Annotated in this window: 18 protein-coding genes; 14 read left to right on the top strand and 4 right to left on the bottom strand. The window is 71.3% G+C overall.

Annotated features, from left to right (window positions below; all coding sequences use genetic code 11):
* Positions 1-88 precede the first annotated feature (88 nt).
* Positions 89-1,138, top strand: coding sequence for a LacI family DNA-binding transcriptional regulator (locus tag P5G59_RS03305; RefSeq protein WP_301215964.1), 1,050 nt, complete (start codon positions 89-91; stop codon positions 1,136-1,138).
* The gene (gene uxaC / locus P5G59_RS03310; RefSeq protein WP_301215966.1) at positions 1,135-2,550 is read left to right on the top strand and encodes a glucuronate isomerase; all 1,416 of its coding nucleotides are present in this window, start codon (positions 1,135-1,137) and stop codon (positions 2,548-2,550) included. The genes P5G59_RS03305 and uxaC overlap by 4 nt, the downstream gene beginning before the upstream one ends.
* Here uxaC and P5G59_RS03315 read toward each other — a convergent pair.
* Entirely contained in the window at positions 2,547-3,470 is a 924-nt protein-coding gene (locus tag P5G59_RS03315; RefSeq protein ID WP_301215968.1) for an AEC family transporter, read from the bottom strand. The two genes, uxaC and P5G59_RS03315, sit on opposite strands and share 4 nt — an antisense overlap.
* Positions 3,471-3,594: 124 nt before the next feature.
* Here P5G59_RS03315 and P5G59_RS03320 point away from each other — a divergent pair, with 124 nt between their 5' ends.
* Together P5G59_RS03320 and P5G59_RS03325 are read left to right on the top strand one after the other, a co-directional pair.
* Positions 3,595-4,689 (top strand): L-dopachrome tautomerase-related protein, encoded by a 1,095-nt coding sequence (locus P5G59_RS03320; protein WP_301215970.1) that lies wholly within the window; start codon positions 3,595-3,597, stop codon positions 4,687-4,689.
* Positions 4,690-4,745: 56 nt separating this feature from the next.
* The gene (locus P5G59_RS03325) at positions 4,746-5,105 is read left to right on the top strand and encodes a VOC family protein (protein WP_301215972.1); all 360 of its coding nucleotides are present in this window, start codon (positions 4,746-4,748) and stop codon (positions 5,103-5,105) included.
* 16 nt (positions 5,106-5,121) lie between these two features.
* On the opposite strand, the gene P5G59_RS03330 is transcribed toward P5G59_RS03325, so the two are convergent.
* Entirely contained in the window at positions 5,122-5,721 is a 600-nt protein-coding gene (locus P5G59_RS03330) for a GNAT family N-acetyltransferase (protein WP_301215974.1), read from the bottom strand.
* A gap of 224 nt (positions 5,722-5,945) precedes the next feature.
* Between P5G59_RS03330 and ykgO the strand changes: the two genes are divergently transcribed.
* The 5 genes from ykgO to P5G59_RS03355 all read left to right on the top strand — a co-directional run bounded on the left by ykgO (position 5,946) and on the right by P5G59_RS03355 (position 8,594).
* Positions 5,946-6,068, top strand: a complete 123-nt coding sequence (gene ykgO, locus P5G59_RS03335; RefSeq protein WP_089907341.1) for a type B 50S ribosomal protein L36 — start codon at positions 5,946-5,948, stop codon at positions 6,066-6,068.
* A 90-nt stretch (positions 6,069-6,158) separates the two neighbouring features.
* Positions 6,159-6,881 carry a tyrosine-protein phosphatase gene (locus P5G59_RS03340; protein ID WP_301215978.1) on the top strand — a complete coding sequence of 241 codons (723 nt, stop codon included), beginning with the start codon at positions 6,159-6,161 and terminating at the stop codon, positions 6,879-6,881.
* A 61-nt stretch (positions 6,882-6,942) separates the two neighbouring features.
* Positions 6,943-7,401, top strand: a complete 459-nt coding sequence (locus P5G59_RS03345; protein ID WP_301215981.1) for a GyrI-like domain-containing protein — start codon at positions 6,943-6,945, stop codon at positions 7,399-7,401.
* 70 nt (positions 7,402-7,471) lie between these two features.
* Positions 7,472-8,275 (top strand): isocitrate lyase/PEP mutase family protein, encoded by an 804-nt coding sequence (locus P5G59_RS03350; protein WP_301215983.1) that lies wholly within the window; start codon positions 7,472-7,474, stop codon positions 8,273-8,275.
* Between the two features lie 67 nt (positions 8,276-8,342).
* Positions 8,343-8,594, top strand: coding sequence for a hypothetical protein (locus P5G59_RS03355; RefSeq protein WP_301215985.1), 252 nt, complete (start codon positions 8,343-8,345; stop codon positions 8,592-8,594).
* A gap of 21 nt (positions 8,595-8,615) precedes the next feature.
* On the opposite strand, the gene P5G59_RS03360 is transcribed toward P5G59_RS03355, so the two are convergent.
* Positions 8,616-9,494, bottom strand: a complete 879-nt coding sequence (locus P5G59_RS03360; protein WP_301215987.1) for an alpha/beta fold hydrolase — start codon at positions 9,492-9,494, stop codon at positions 8,616-8,618.
* A gap of 170 nt (positions 9,495-9,664) precedes the next feature.
* Between P5G59_RS03360 and P5G59_RS03365 the strand changes: the two genes are divergently transcribed.
* The 5 genes from P5G59_RS03365 (at position 9,665) to P5G59_RS03385 (ending at position 12,254) form a co-directional block, all read left to right on the top strand.
* Positions 9,665-9,997, top strand: coding sequence for a PadR family transcriptional regulator (locus P5G59_RS03365; RefSeq protein ID WP_301216997.1), 333 nt, complete (start codon positions 9,665-9,667; stop codon positions 9,995-9,997).
* Between the two features lie 2 nt (positions 9,998-9,999).
* The gene (locus P5G59_RS03370; RefSeq protein WP_301215989.1) at positions 10,000-10,371 is read left to right on the top strand and encodes a DUF1048 domain-containing protein; all 372 of its coding nucleotides are present in this window, start codon (positions 10,000-10,002) and stop codon (positions 10,369-10,371) included.
* Positions 10,368-11,189, top strand: coding sequence for an ABC transporter ATP-binding protein (locus P5G59_RS03375; protein WP_301215991.1), 822 nt, complete (start codon positions 10,368-10,370; stop codon positions 11,187-11,189). Before P5G59_RS03370 ends, P5G59_RS03375 begins: the two co-directional genes overlap by 4 nt.
* Positions 11,186-11,950, top strand: coding sequence for an ABC transporter permease (locus tag P5G59_RS03380; RefSeq protein WP_301215993.1), 765 nt, complete (start codon positions 11,186-11,188; stop codon positions 11,948-11,950). The genes P5G59_RS03375 and P5G59_RS03380 overlap by 4 nt, the downstream gene beginning before the upstream one ends.
* A 61-nt stretch (positions 11,951-12,011) precedes the next feature.
* The gene (locus P5G59_RS03385) at positions 12,012-12,254 is read left to right on the top strand and encodes a hypothetical protein (protein ID WP_301215995.1); all 243 of its coding nucleotides are present in this window, start codon (positions 12,012-12,014) and stop codon (positions 12,252-12,254) included.
* A 14-nt stretch (positions 12,255-12,268) separates the two neighbouring features.
* Here the strand turns inward: P5G59_RS03385 and P5G59_RS03390 are convergent, their stop codons facing one another.
* Positions 12,269-12,823, bottom strand: a complete 555-nt coding sequence (locus P5G59_RS03390) for a dihydrofolate reductase family protein (RefSeq protein ID WP_301215997.1) — start codon at positions 12,821-12,823, stop codon at positions 12,269-12,271.
* Positions 12,824-12,889 lie beyond the last annotated feature (66 nt).

The following is a 12,889-nucleotide window of genomic DNA, read 5'->3' on the forward strand; positions in this document are numbered from 1 at the left end:
GGTGGACTCCGGGAAGGTTGCCGCCGAGCCTAGGGAGCCTGGCAACGAAGCCGCAAGCGATTGCCAAAAGTTGCCATCGTGTGGTCTGATGGGCCCCATGAGCACCCAGGATCGACCGGCCACCCTGGCCGACGTCGCCGCGGCCAGCGGCGTCGCCACCTCCACGGTGTCGCGAGCGCTGTCCAATCCCGGGCGCGTCAACGCCGTCACCCGGGAGCGGATCGAGCGCGCCGCGCGGGAGCTCAACTACATCCCGAACTCGCAGGCCAGGGCGCTCACCAGCGGCCGGACGCGGTGCATCGCGGTCGTGGTGTCCGACATCACGAACCCCTTCTACTTCGGCATCATCCGTGGCACGCAGCAGCAGCTGAAGGCCGCGGGCTACACCCAGCTCCTCGTCGACACCGAGGAGTCCGACGAGCTCGAGGACGGGATGCTGCACAAGCTGCGCCGGTCCTTCGACGGCGCGATCCTCGCCGCCTCCCGGCTGACCGACCGCCGGCTGACCGCCGTGGCCGACGAGATCCCGCTCGTCGCGATCAACCGGCAGCCGCGCGGAGTGCCCAACGTCTTCATCGACACGCCCAACGGGATCGAGCAGGCGGTCGGCCACCTGGTCTCGCTCGGGCATCGGCAGATCGTCTATGCGGCAGGTCCCGAGACCTCCTGGTCGAACGAGCGCCGCTGGCGCGCCCTCGTCAGGGCCGCGAACTCCTACGGGGTCGCATCGCTGCGGGTCGGCCCATTCGCGCCCCGCCAGTACGCCGGCGCCGCCGCCGCCGACGCCGTGATCAACACCGGATCGACCGCGTGCATCGCATTCAACGACCTGCTGGCGATCGGGATGCTGGCCCGGTTCCGCGAACGCGGGGTCGACGTCCCGGGCGATCTCTCCCTCGTCGGCTGCGACGACATCTTCGGCGCCGACTTCTGCAACCCTCCCCTGACGACGCTCACCGCGCCCATCGAGCACGCCGGCAGGACCGCGGTCGCGATGCTGCTCGCGCGGCTCGACGACGACGCCGCTCCGGTCAGCCGGCAGGCCACGACGTTGCCCACCCACCTCACGGTCCGCGCCTCCACCGGCCCGGCGCCGGTGTCCCGCTCCGAACCCGCTCCCCAGAAAGGACGAGGATGACCGCGCTCGCCCCGCATCCCGACCGCCTGTTCCCCGCCGACCCCGCAGAGCGCGACCTCGCCCGCCGCCTGCATGCGGCCGTCGCCGACGCGCCGATCCTGTCGCCGCACGGGCACGTCCCAGCGTCCATGCTGGCCGACGACCGGCCGTTCCCCGACCCGGCCGCGCTGCTCATCACGCCCGACCACTACGTCACCCGGATGCTGCACGCGGTCGGCGTCCCGCTCGACGACCTGGGACTCGCGCGCGACGGCGTGCCCTCCCCCGCCTCCGGCCGCTCGATCTGGCGCGCACTGTGCGAGCACTGGGACGCCTTCCTGGGCACCCCGGTGCGGTTCTGGTTCGAGTCGGAGTTCAGCGATGTCTTCGGTCTCACCGAGCAGCCTTCGGCCGACAACGCGGACGCGCTCTACGACCAGCTGGAGGCGACCCTCGCCTCCCCGGAGTTCCGGCCGCGGGCCCTGTTCGACCGCTTCCGCATCGCCGTGCTCGCCACGACGGACGACCCGGCCGACGACCTGGAGGCGCACGCCCGCCTGGCCGCCGATCCGACCTTCACCGGCCGCGTCATCCCGACCTTCCGCGCCGACCGCTACATGCACCCGGACGAGCCCGGCTGGGCCGCCCGGCTGCGGTCGTTGGCCGAGCGCGCCGACATGGACACCGCCGACTACCCCGGCCTGCTGGCCGCGCTCCGATCGCGCCGCGCCGCCTTCGCCGCCGCCGGCGGCACCGCCACCGACACCGGTGTGGCCGACGCCGGCAGCGAGCCGCTCGACGAGGCCGAGGCCTCCCGCATCCACCGCGCCGCCCTCTACGGCTCGCTCACCGCGGCCGAGGCGGTCGCCTACCGGCGGAACCTGCTCTACCGGCTCGCGGAGATGTCGGCGGACGACGGCCTCGTGATGCAACTGCACCCGGGCGTTCACCGCAACCACCACCGGCCCACCTTCGACGCGTTCGGGCCGGACACCGGGCACGACCTCCCCGCAGTCGGGTCGTTCACCGTGCCGCTGACGCCCATCCTGCGCGACTTCGGGACGAACCCGGCCTTCCGGCTGGTGCTCTTCACCGTCGACGAGACGACCTTCTCGCGCGAGATCGCGCCCCTCGCGGGCTTCTATCCGTCGGTCTACGCCGGAGCGCCCTGGTGGTTCCTCGACACCCCGGACGCGATCCTCCGCTACCGCCGCGCGATCACCGACAGTGCCGGCTTCACGAAGACCAGCGGGTTCATCGACGACACCCGGGCCTTCTGCTCCATCCCGGCCCGCCACGACATGTCCCGTCGCGTGGACGCGTCGTTCCTCGCCTCGCTCGTGACCACCCACCAGCTCTCCGAGGATGACGCGTTCGGCATCGCGCAGCGGCTCGTGGACGACATCCCGCGGTCCACCTTCCGCCTCGGCTAGGGGGCCAGCAGCGCCGCGACGACCAGCAGCACCGGGACGGAGAACAGCGTGGTGAGCAGCACCACATCCCGCGCCTGGGCGATCCCGCGCTCGTAGCGGGCCGCGAAGTTGTAGACGTTCTGCGCGGTCGGCAGCGCGGCCAGCGCCACGGCGGCGAACAGCGCCTGCCCCTCCAGCCCGAACGCGAACCGGGCGACCAGGAAGGCGACGAGCGGCATGACCGCCGACTTCAGCACGACGGAGGCGACGATCGGGGCGCGGCCGTTTCCCGCGCGCAGCGGCCGCGAGCCGACCAGCGACATCCCGAACGCCATCAGCACGAGCGGGACCGCGGCGCCGCCGAGCAGCTCGAACGGCTGGTACACGGCGTCGGGCAGCCGGATCCCGGAGACGTCCACCAGGATGCCGAGCACCGACGCGATGATCATCGGGTTGCGGATCGGCTGGGTGAGGATCGACCGCACCGACACCGCCCCACGGCTGGTGACATCCAGCACGGTGAGGGCGACCGGGGCGAACACGATCAGCTGCAGCAGCAGCACCGGCGCGACGTAGGAGGCGCTGCCGAGCACGTAGACGGCGACCGGCAGGCCGATGTTGTTGGCGTTGACATATCCGGCGCCGAGCGCGCCGATCGTGGTCTCGGGTGCGGGTCGCCGGAAGAAGGCGCGGGAGAGCACGAGGAAGAGACCGGCCGAGACGAGCGCGGCCGCCGCGGCCACGAGCAGCTGCGTCGAGAACACCACCCGCAGGTCCGCCCGCGCGAGCGTCACGAACAGCAGCGCCGGGTTCGTCACGAAGAAGGCGATGCGGTTGAGCACGTACGGCGCGGTCGGGCCGCCGATGCCGAGCCGGCGCGCGACGTAGCCGACGAGGATGACGAACGCGATGATCCCGAACCCGGTCAGCACCCCGTCCATCGCTCCAGCCTATGGGACGCCAGGGCCCGCCTCCGACCGCACCGCGACGGATCCGGCGGTACCCCTTGACGCGGGAGAAGGCCCCGCGTCGGGTGGGGGCGTCCGCGAACAGGAGGAGGACCCCGTGACCGACTACCCCACCGACGCGCCCCCCGGTGAGCTCGAACTCGTCCACAGCTTCGATGACGGCCCGATGCCGACCGGCGTGAGCGTCTCGCACACCGGACGCATCTTCGTGAACTTCCCGAAGTGGGGAGACGAGGTGCCGGCGACGGTCGTCGAGTTGAAGGGCGGCCATCCCGTCCCCTACCCCAGTGAGGAGCTCAACCGGCCCCGCTCGGACGACGACCCGGAACGACTGGTCTCGGTGCAGAGCATCGTCGTCGACCCCGCGGACCGGCTGTGGATCCTCGACACCGGCAGTCCCCTGATGCAGCCGGTGAAGCCGGGAGGGTCGAAGCTGGTCTGCGTGGACCTGCAGACCGACACCGTGGTGAAGTCCATCGTCTTCGCCGCCGACGTCGCCCTGCCGACGACCTACGTCAACGACGTGCGGTTCGACCTCCGGCACGGCGTCGCCTACGTCACAGACTCGTCCGATCAGGGCCCGAACGGCATCATCGTCGTCGACCTGGAGAGCGGCGAGGCGTGGCGCAGGCTCCACGACCACCCCTCCACGAAGGCGCTCACACCACCCGAGCTGACGCCGGTGGTGGAGGGCCGCGTCTTCGCGGAGCGGCCGCCGGACAGTCCCGCGAAGCCGGTGACCATGGGTTCCGACGGCATCGCGATCTCCGCCGACGGCGAGCGTCTCTGGTACTGCCCGCTGCTCTCGCGACGCTGGTACAGCGTCCCGACCGAGGCGCTGCGTGACCGCGACCGCCCCGACGCGGAGGTGGGCGAGCTGGTGCGCGACGAGGGCGACAAGGGAGGGGCGGCGGACGGCCTGGAGACCGACGACCGGGGTCGCTTCTACGCCACCAACTGGGAGCACGACGCCGTGCTGCGGCGCCTTCCCGACGGCACGATGGAGACGCTGGTGCACGACCCGCGCCTGCTCTGGCCCGACACGATGTCGGTGGCGACCGACGGATACCTGTACGTCACCGCCAACCAGCTGCAGCGGCAGGCGAAGTACCAGGGCGGCGAAGACCGGCGGCAATATCCGTACTCGCTGTTCCGGGTCAGGATCGACGCGGGTCCCGTCCTGCTCCGGTGACCCGGGCGCCGGGGCGCGCTAGTCTCGGTCGCGACGACGCACGAGAGGGGAAGCGGATGCCGGTGACGGGGATCGGCGGGGTGTTCCTGCGGAGTCGCGACCCGCAGGCGCGCGCGGCCTGGTATGGCGAGCATCTCGGGATCGACGCGGGTCAGACCGCTGTCTGGCGGCAGTCCGCCGGGGACACGGTGTTCGCGCCCATGCCGCTCGACGACGACTACTTCGCGGCCGACCAGCCGCTGATGCTGAACCTGCGGGTGAGCGGCATCGACGCACTGATCGCGTCGCTGGAGTCGGCCGGCATCCCGGTGGAGACGCGGGCGGAATGGGACGGTGAGTACGGCCGGTTCGCGCGCATCCACGACCCGGAGGGGCTCCCGATCGAGCTGTGGGAACCGCCCGCGGAGGATGTCTGACGGCGCGACGTCGCGGTCAGAAGCCGTACGCGAGGTAGGCGCCGTCGTGGGTCGGCTTTGCGAGCCGGAAGCGCAGCTCCAGGCCCAACCGCTGCAGCAGCTCGACCTGCTGGCCGACCTGCTCGTTCGTGACGAACAGGACGCCGCCCAGCCGGTGGTAGGGCGCGAGCCAGTCGCGCAGGGCGGCGAGGAGCCGCTCGTCCAGCCGGCTCGGCAGCCGCGAGGTGCGCACCCAGAAGCTGACGAACGCGCCGTACTCCTCCCAGCGGGCGTCGCCGACGGGCGTGATCGTCGCCTCGCGGTAGTGCCGGGCGTCCGGCGGCATGATGTAGACGCATCCCAGGCACTCGGACCCGTCCGGCGTGACCATCGTGTAGGTGAAGGCGTGGTGGGCCGCGTGCCGTTCCTCGAGCATGGTGACGTCCGCGAGGTCCGCCTCCAGCGTGAAGTCGTCGGCGGGCCAGCCGGTCTGCTCCCACGGCCGCAGGTACTCCCTGCTCTCCATGACCGCGTCGTAATCGCCTTCCACGTCGGAGGCCAGGATCGGGCGAAGGACGAACTCGCCGGTCTCCAGCCGGTCGGGAATGTCTGACGACCCCAGGTGGGTGAACAGCATCGACTTTCCCGCCCCTCTCGCGTTCGGCGTGTCAGAGAAACGGTACCCGCTCGGCGCGACAGCGCGCAGACTTCGGGCTCCGTCGGAGATCCGATCGATCCGCTTCCGGATCTCCGACGGAAGTCGGCCGAGCAGGAGATTCGAACGTTCGATCGCTCACCGAGCCGAATAAAACGGACCCCTCCGCTGTTGTTGAGAATGGATTTCAACAAGGGAGGTTCGCCATGAAGGTACGCAACTCGCTGAGCTCGCTCAAGGCCATGCCGGGCGCCCAGGTGGTCCGCCGCCGGGGTCGCACGTTCATCATCAACAAGAAGAACCCGCGGATGAAGGCCCGCCAGGGCTGAGCAGCAGGCAGAAGGAAGGGGGCAGGGTCATCGACCCTGCCCCCTTCGTCGTCTGGAGCCCCCGTCGAGTCCGTCGCCTAGACTCGCCGGATGCGCGACCTCGCCTGGGACGGCTACCCCAACGTCCGGGACCTCGGCGGTCTCCCGACGCCGTTGGCGCCGAGCGGCACGACCACGTTCGGCAGGATCGCGCGCGGCCCGCGCCGTGAGCTGCTGACCGAGGCCGGGTGGCGCGAGGCCCGGCGCTGGGGCCTTCGCTCGATCGTCGATCTGCGCTGCCCGCACGAGATCGGCCCACGCGAGGGCGACCCCGCCGTGGGCCTCGAGGCATCGGCGACGATCTCCGTCGTGAACGCCCCGACCGAGGATCAGGACGACCCGGAGTTCCGCGCGGTCTGCTACCCGATCCTGGACTCGCCGGAGTACTGGCGGCACAACTGGCGCATCCTGCCGGAGCTCGTGCTTGCGACGCTGAACGCGATCGCGGAGGCGCCCACCGGCGTGCTCATCCACTGCAGCGCGGGTCGCGACCGGACCGGCATGATCAGCGCACTGCTGCTCAGCAACGCCGGTGTCGCCCCGGAGGATGTCGCCGCCGACTACGCGGTGTCGGTGCGCGCGATGGGCGGCGCGCCGGTGCACGCCGCGTCGAACGACCGGCAGGCCGGCTGGGGTCCGGAGCAGCTCGCGAGCTGGATCGCCGAGACCGCCCCGATCGTCGAGGACGTCGCGTCCGACCCGGACGCCGCCTTCGCGGCGATCGGCGCGAGCCCCGAGCTGCGCGGGCGTCTGCGCGCGTTCCTGACGACCTGAGCCCGGCGGCACGGGACGTTCGACTCTCCTCTCCCCCGCCGCGCCGGCGCAGCATGGCGGCATGACCGAGATCTCCGTCGCCGAGCACACCGAGCAGCCGACCGCCGTGGTGCGCGGGCGCGTCCGGCTCGACGAGCTCTCCGGGTTCTTCGCCCGGGCGTTCGGGGAGGCGGCGGCCGCGTTGCAGGCGCAGGGTCGTCATCCGGCCGGTCCGCCGTTCGGGAAGTACACCGGCATGCCGACCGACGCCGTCGACGTCGAGGCGGGCTTCCCCGTCTCCGAGCCCATCGCGCCGGCGGGCGCGGTCGTGCCCGGCGTCCTGCCCGGTGGCAGGGTCGTCGAGGCCACGCACGTCGGGCCGTACGACACCATGCAGGACACGTACGCCGAGGTGCGACGCTACTTCGCCGAGCACGGGCTGACTCCGGGCGAGGCGATGTGGGAGGTGTACCTGAGCGACCCGCAGCGCGAGCCCGACCCGTCCACGTGGCGCACCGGCATCTGCTGGGCCGTGGCCTGACCGCGCCGCCTGGCGCCCGGGACGATAAGGGCACTGTCCGCGGCTGTCTGCGCGGCGGTAGCCTCCCCTCGTGGACGACGCGACGATGATCTTCCGGGGGCTCCACGACCAGGAGCGCCCCTTCCTGCTGCCCAACGCGTGGGATGTCGGCTCGGCGATCGCCTTCGCCGCGGCCGGATTCCCCGCGATCGGCACGACCAGTTTCGGGGTGAACGCCTCCGGCGGCCGTCCGGACGCCGGCGGCGCGAGCAAGGAGGCGACGCTGGCGCTGGTGCGCCGGCTGCGCGTGCTCCCCGTGCCGATCAGCGCCGACATCGAGGACGGCTACAGCGACGACCCGGAGGAGGTCGGCGCTCTCGTGGCCGGACTCGGCGTCGCCGGTGTCAACCTGGAGGACTCCGCCGCAGGCCACCTGGTGGACCCCTCCATCCCGGCCGCCAAGATCGCGGCCATCAAGCGCGCCGCACCGGACGTGTTCGTCAACGCGCGCGTCGACTCGTACTGGTACCACGAGGACACGGCGCTCTCCTCCGTCGTCGCGCGGGCGCAGCGCTACCTGGAGGCCGGCGCGGACGGGGTGTTCTTCCCCGGGGAGATCGAGGCGGCCGCTCTCGAGCAGCTGACCGCGTCGCTTCCGGTCCCGGTCAACGTGCTCGCCTCGCCCGGTGTCACCCTCGACGACTTCGCGGCGCTCGGCGTGCGGCGCGTGAGCACCGGATCGCTCCCCTACCGGGCCGCGATCGACGCCGCCGTGGCGGTCGCGGAGGCGGTGCGCGACGGCGGGGACCTGCCGATCGCCACCTCCTACGCCGTGGCCCAGCAGCGGCTGCTCGACTTTGAGGCCCGCGAGCGGGCGGCCACGGCCGACGCCTGAGCCTGCCCGCTGAGCATCACAGGCGCTGGCTTTCGTGCCCCTGCGCACGCGCCCTAGGGTGCCGACCATGGGTGAGAACGCGACCTTCGAGGCCCTGATGCGGCGACCCGGGATGGCGGACGCCGCCATCCGCGTGACCGCGACCGCGGACGAGCCGCCCGCGGCGCTCCGGGGCCGCGCACGCTACCACGACCGGGAGGTCTGGGAGGTCTTCGTCATCGAGGACAGCAGCGACTGGCCGACGCGCGTCGTCTACCGCCTGGTGGACCGGATGGACGACCACGGCGACCCGCTCGACCCGTTCGACGACGAGCTCTGAGCGGCGGCGCACCCGGCACGCTCACACCACCGGCGGAAGGTTCGCGCTGCGGTGGATCTCGTACAGCCGCGCGTGGCCGGGAGAGTCCGGGTCGTCGACGATCGGACGGTCGGCCATGAACGAGCGGATCAGGTGGGCGAGCTCCCCCGAGTGGCTGAAGTTGATCGCATGCGCCGCGCCCTCGATCTGCACGGCGAGCACGTGGTTGTCCGTCGCGTTCGCCACCTCCTGCACGCGTGCGGCGTGCGGCATGAGCGGATCGCGGTCGCCGATCACCACGAGCGTCGGGATGCGGAGCTCCAGCAGCCGCTGCAGCGACGGGTACTGCGTGAGCGCGCGGAACATCCGGACCGTGCTGGGCACGCCGAACCGCAAGTAGTCCGGCACGGCCACCCCGACCATCCGGGTCGGCTCCCTCGCGCTGTCGACGCTCAGCTGCCCGACCGCCCGGCGCAGCGGCCGGTTGTACGCACCGCCGGCCGGCGAGACGAGCACGGCGCGGTCGATCCGCTCCGGGTAGTGGTGCGCGAACTCGAGGATCACCGGGCATCCCATCGAGTTGCCCACCAGGGTGGCGCGCTCGATGCCGCGTTCGTTGAGGAACCGCGCGGCCGCGTGCGCGAGGTCCGGCACGTCGAGCCCGTTCGGCGCCTTGCCGCTGCGGCCGAAGCCGGGCAGGTCCGGCACGAGGGTGTGGAACTCGTCCTGCAGCCGCTCGGCCGTCGGCAGCAGGTAGCGGCCGGAGAGTCCGAAGCCGTGGACGTGCACCATCGCCGGCGCGTCCGGCGGCACCACCGACTCCCGGTAGAACACGTCGATCCCGTCGACGGTCGTCCAGCGCTCCGCCAAGCTCGACGCCGGTCGTCTCGGGACGCGCCGGCGGCTCCCACTGCTGTCCATGCCGCCGATCCTGCTCGCCTGCACCCGTGTCTGGCTATGCACTGATCGCGGCCGCTCCCCCGCGGAAGACGTGTCCGAGATTTCTTTGTATTCAGTCTTGCTAAGTACCGGTACTCAGTGTTACTTTCTACTGGTAGTCAGCAAGACAGAGTAGATGGATGGAGGATCCGATGGGCAACCAGATGACCGAGATGCTCAAGGGCACTCTCGAGGGCATGGTGCTGGCGATCCTCGCCGACCGGCCCGCCTACGGCTACGAGATCACGTCGCGGCTGCGCGACCAGGGCTTCACCGACCTCGTCGAGGGGACGGTGTACGCGCTCCTGGTGCGCATCGAGCAGCGGGGCTTCGTGGACGTCGAGAAGGTGCCGTCCGAGAAGGGGCCGCCGCGCAAGGTGTTCACCCTCAACGCGGCGGGCCGCGCACAGCTCGAAGAGTTCTGGAGGACGTGGAGCTTCCTCTCGGAACGGATCGAACAGCTCCACACGGAAGGAGACGACTGACCATGGCAGCGAAGTGGATCGAGGCCCTCACGGGCTCGCTCGAGCAGAAGAAGCAGTACCGACAGGCGGTCGCGCGCATCGACGCGCTCCCCCAGCCGTACCGGGACACGGCCAAGGCCATCCACCGGTACCTCCTGATCCAGGGCGGCATCGTCGACGGCGACACGCTCACCACGATGTTCGGCGACTTCGTCGACCTGTGGGAGCGCGCGGCGGCCGACGGAACGCCCATCCGCGACATCGTCGGCGACGACCCGGTCGGGTTCGCGGACGAGTTCGCCGCCGCCTACGGCGGCAAGCGCTGGGTCGACAAGGAGCGCGAGCGCCTGACCGCAGCCGTCGAGAAGGCGGAGAAGGAGGAGGACACGCCATGACCCCCACAGCGACCCTGGAGCCCGCGATCCGGGTGCAGGGCGTCACCAAGTCCTTCAAGGACCTGGAGGTGCTCCGCGGCGTCGACTTCGACGTCGCCCCCGGCACCATCTTCGCCCTGCTCGGCTCCAACGGGGCCGGCAAGACGACGCTCGTGCGCATCCTGGCCACTCTGCTGAAGGCGGACGGCGGCACCGCCAGCGTCCTCGGCCACGAGGTCGCGGCGGCGCCGGCCGACGTGCGGCGCTCGCTCAGCCTCACCGGCCAGTTCGCGGCGGTGGACGAGGTGCTCACCGGCAAGGAGAACCTCGTGCTGGTGGCGCGGCTGCGTCACCTGAAGGACCCGGCGGCCGTGGCGGACGACCTGCTCGCCCGCTTCTCGCTGACCGACGCGGCCGACCGCAAGGCCGGCACGTACTCCGGCGGCATGCGCCGGCGGCTCGACATCGCCATGAGCCTGGTCGGCGACCCGCCGGTCATCTTCCTCGACGAGCCGACGACGGGTCTCGACCCGCAGGCCCGCATCGAGGTGTGGGACACGGTGAAGAACCTCGCCCGCGGCGGCACCACAGTGCTGCTCACCACGCAGTACCTCGATGAGGCCGAGCAGCTGGCCGACCGCATCGCGATCCTGCACAAGGGCACCATCATCCAGAACGGCACCCTCGCCGAGCTCAAGCGGCTGCTCCCCGCGGCCACCGTCGAGTACGTCGAGAAGCAGCCGAGCCTCGAGGAGGTCTTCCTCGCCCTCGTCGGAGACGACGGGCCCGAGCATCCGGAGCCCGCGGCCGACGCCGACACCGGAAGGAGCGCACGATGACCACGTACGCCCTCAGCGACACCCGGGTGCTCACCGGCCGGTCGCTCCGTCACATCCTCCGCAGCCCGGACACCATCATCACGACCGCGATCACGCCGATCGCCCTCATGCTGCTGTTCGTCTACGTGCTCGGCGGAGCCATCCGCACCGGAAGCGGCCAGTCGTACATCGACTACATGCTCCCCGGCATCCTGCTCATCACTATCGCCTCCGGCATCGCCTACACCGCCTACCGGCTGTTCCTGGACCTGCAGGGCGGCATCTTCGAGAGGTTCCAGTCCATGCCGATCGCGCGGTCGTCGGTGCTGTGGGCGCACGTGCTCACCTCGCTCGTCGCCAACGTGGTGTCGGTCGCGATCGTCATCGGGGTCGCCCTGATCCTCGGCTTCCGGACCGGGGCCTCGGTCGGCGCCTGGCTCGCCGTCGCGGGCATCCTCATCCTGTTCACCCTCGCGCTGACCTGGATCGCGGTGCTGGCGGGGCTCTCGGCGAAGACGGTGGACGGCGCGAGCGCATTCAGCTACCCGCTGATCTTCCTGCCGTTCATCAGCTCTGCCTTCGTGCCGACCGACTCGATGCCGGGGCCGGTGGCGTGGTTCGCGGAGAACCAGCCGGTCACCTCCATCGTCGACACCCTCCGGGCGCTGTTCGCGCAGCAGCCGGTCGGGAGCGACATCTGGGTGGCCCTGGCGTGGCTGGTGGGCATCCTTCTCGTCGCCTACGGGTTCGCGATCGCCAAGTACCGCCGCAAGTTCAATTGACCGCAAGAACCCACGAACCGACGCCCGGGGCCCAGTCCCGGGCATCGGTATGCTCGCGGACATGACCCAGTACCGCGCCGTGTTCGACGCCGAAGTGACCTTCTCCAACGGCGGCGGGCTCCAGGCCCAGGGATTCCGGGTCGACCTGCCGGGGCCGGAGGTCGACGACGACGAGCTCGGCCGCCTCTTCCTCACCTCGCTCGACCTGCTGCTCGCCGACAGCGTCACGGTGCACGACGTGCGGATCGTCGAGGAGCCGCACAAGGGCACGCGCGGCGGTCCGAGCGACCCGCGCAACCGCTGACCGCCGCCTCGCCGTCAGCCCCGCGCGTCGTACACCGCCAGCACCGCCGGACCGACGCGCTCGGCCGATCGGAGGGCGAGCGTCTCCCCGCCCCGGAACAGTCTCCTGCCGTCGCCGACGGCGACCGGGAAGGTGAGCAGCCGGTACTCGTGCACGACCCCGGCGGCCGCCAGTGCATCCACCACCGATCCGCTGCCGATGACCACCACGTCGCGCGACGGGATGGTGCGCTGCACCCAGTCGATCAGGTCGCCGTCGACGCGCTTGGAATTCGACCAGCTCCCGTCGGGCAGCGGGTGACCGGTCGCCACTGCCTTGCTCGCCCGGTTCATGGCGCGCGAGAAGTCGTCGCCGCGCGCCGGCCACAGCCGCGCGAAGTGCTCCCAGGTGCGCCGCCCGAACAGCAGCGTCCCGGTGGCCAGGATGTCGCCGAGGCGGAACTTGTCCCCCGCCACGCCCTCCGGCCCGAACCGCATCGCCCAGCCGCCGAACGGCGTCCCGTCGCTGCCGTCCGGGTCGGCGACGACGCCGTCCAGGGTGATGAACTGCACCACGATCAGTCGTCCCATGTCGCTGCTCCGTCTCCGGGCTCCCCGATGGAGCCCTCGGAAGTGGATACGCACGAGCGGCGCGAA

Origin of the sequence: Leifsonia virtsii, assembly GCF_030433675.1 — a bacterium.
Classification (GTDB): Bacteria; Actinomycetota; Actinomycetes; order Actinomycetales; family Microbacteriaceae; genus Leifsonia; species Leifsonia virtsii.

Coding starts and splice junctions, on each gene's coding strand:
- P5G59_RS03305 (WP_301215964.1), top strand. CDS start 89: ATGGGCCCCATGAGCACCCAGGATCGACCGGCCACCCTGGCCGACGTC.
- uxaC (WP_301215966.1), top strand. CDS start 1,135: ATGACCGCGCTCGCCCCGCATCCCGACCGCCTGTTCCCCGCCGACCCC.
- P5G59_RS03315 (WP_301215968.1), bottom strand. CDS start 3,470: ATGGACGGGGTGCTGACCGGGTTCGGGATCATCGCGTTCGTCATCCTC.
- P5G59_RS03325 (WP_301215972.1), top strand. CDS start 4,746: ATGCCGGTGACGGGGATCGGCGGGGTGTTCCTGCGGAGTCGCGACCCG.
- P5G59_RS03330 (WP_301215974.1), bottom strand. CDS start 5,721: ATGCTGTTCACCCACCTGGGGTCGTCAGACATTCCCGACCGGCTGGAG.
- ykgO (WP_089907341.1), top strand. CDS start 5,946: ATGAAGGTACGCAACTCGCTGAGCTCGCTCAAGGCCATGCCGGGCGCC.
- P5G59_RS03340 (WP_301215978.1), top strand. CDS start 6,159: ATGCGCGACCTCGCCTGGGACGGCTACCCCAACGTCCGGGACCTCGGC.
- P5G59_RS03345 (WP_301215981.1), top strand. CDS start 6,943: ATGACCGAGATCTCCGTCGCCGAGCACACCGAGCAGCCGACCGCCGTG.
- P5G59_RS03355 (WP_301215985.1), top strand. CDS start 8,343: ATGGGTGAGAACGCGACCTTCGAGGCCCTGATGCGGCGACCCGGGATG.
- P5G59_RS03360 (WP_301215987.1), bottom strand. CDS start 9,494: ATGGACAGCAGTGGGAGCCGCCGGCGCGTCCCGAGACGACCGGCGTCG.
- P5G59_RS03365 (WP_301216997.1), top strand. CDS start 9,665: ATGGGCAACCAGATGACCGAGATGCTCAAGGGCACTCTCGAGGGCATG.
- P5G59_RS03370 (WP_301215989.1), top strand. CDS start 10,000: ATGGCAGCGAAGTGGATCGAGGCCCTCACGGGCTCGCTCGAGCAGAAG.
- P5G59_RS03375 (WP_301215991.1), top strand. CDS start 10,368: ATGACCCCCACAGCGACCCTGGAGCCCGCGATCCGGGTGCAGGGCGTC.
- P5G59_RS03380 (WP_301215993.1), top strand. CDS start 11,186: ATGACCACGTACGCCCTCAGCGACACCCGGGTGCTCACCGGCCGGTCG.
- P5G59_RS03385 (WP_301215995.1), top strand. CDS start 12,012: ATGACCCAGTACCGCGCCGTGTTCGACGCCGAAGTGACCTTCTCCAAC.
- P5G59_RS03390 (WP_301215997.1), bottom strand. CDS start 12,823: ATGGGACGACTGATCGTGGTGCAGTTCATCACCCTGGACGGCGTCGTC.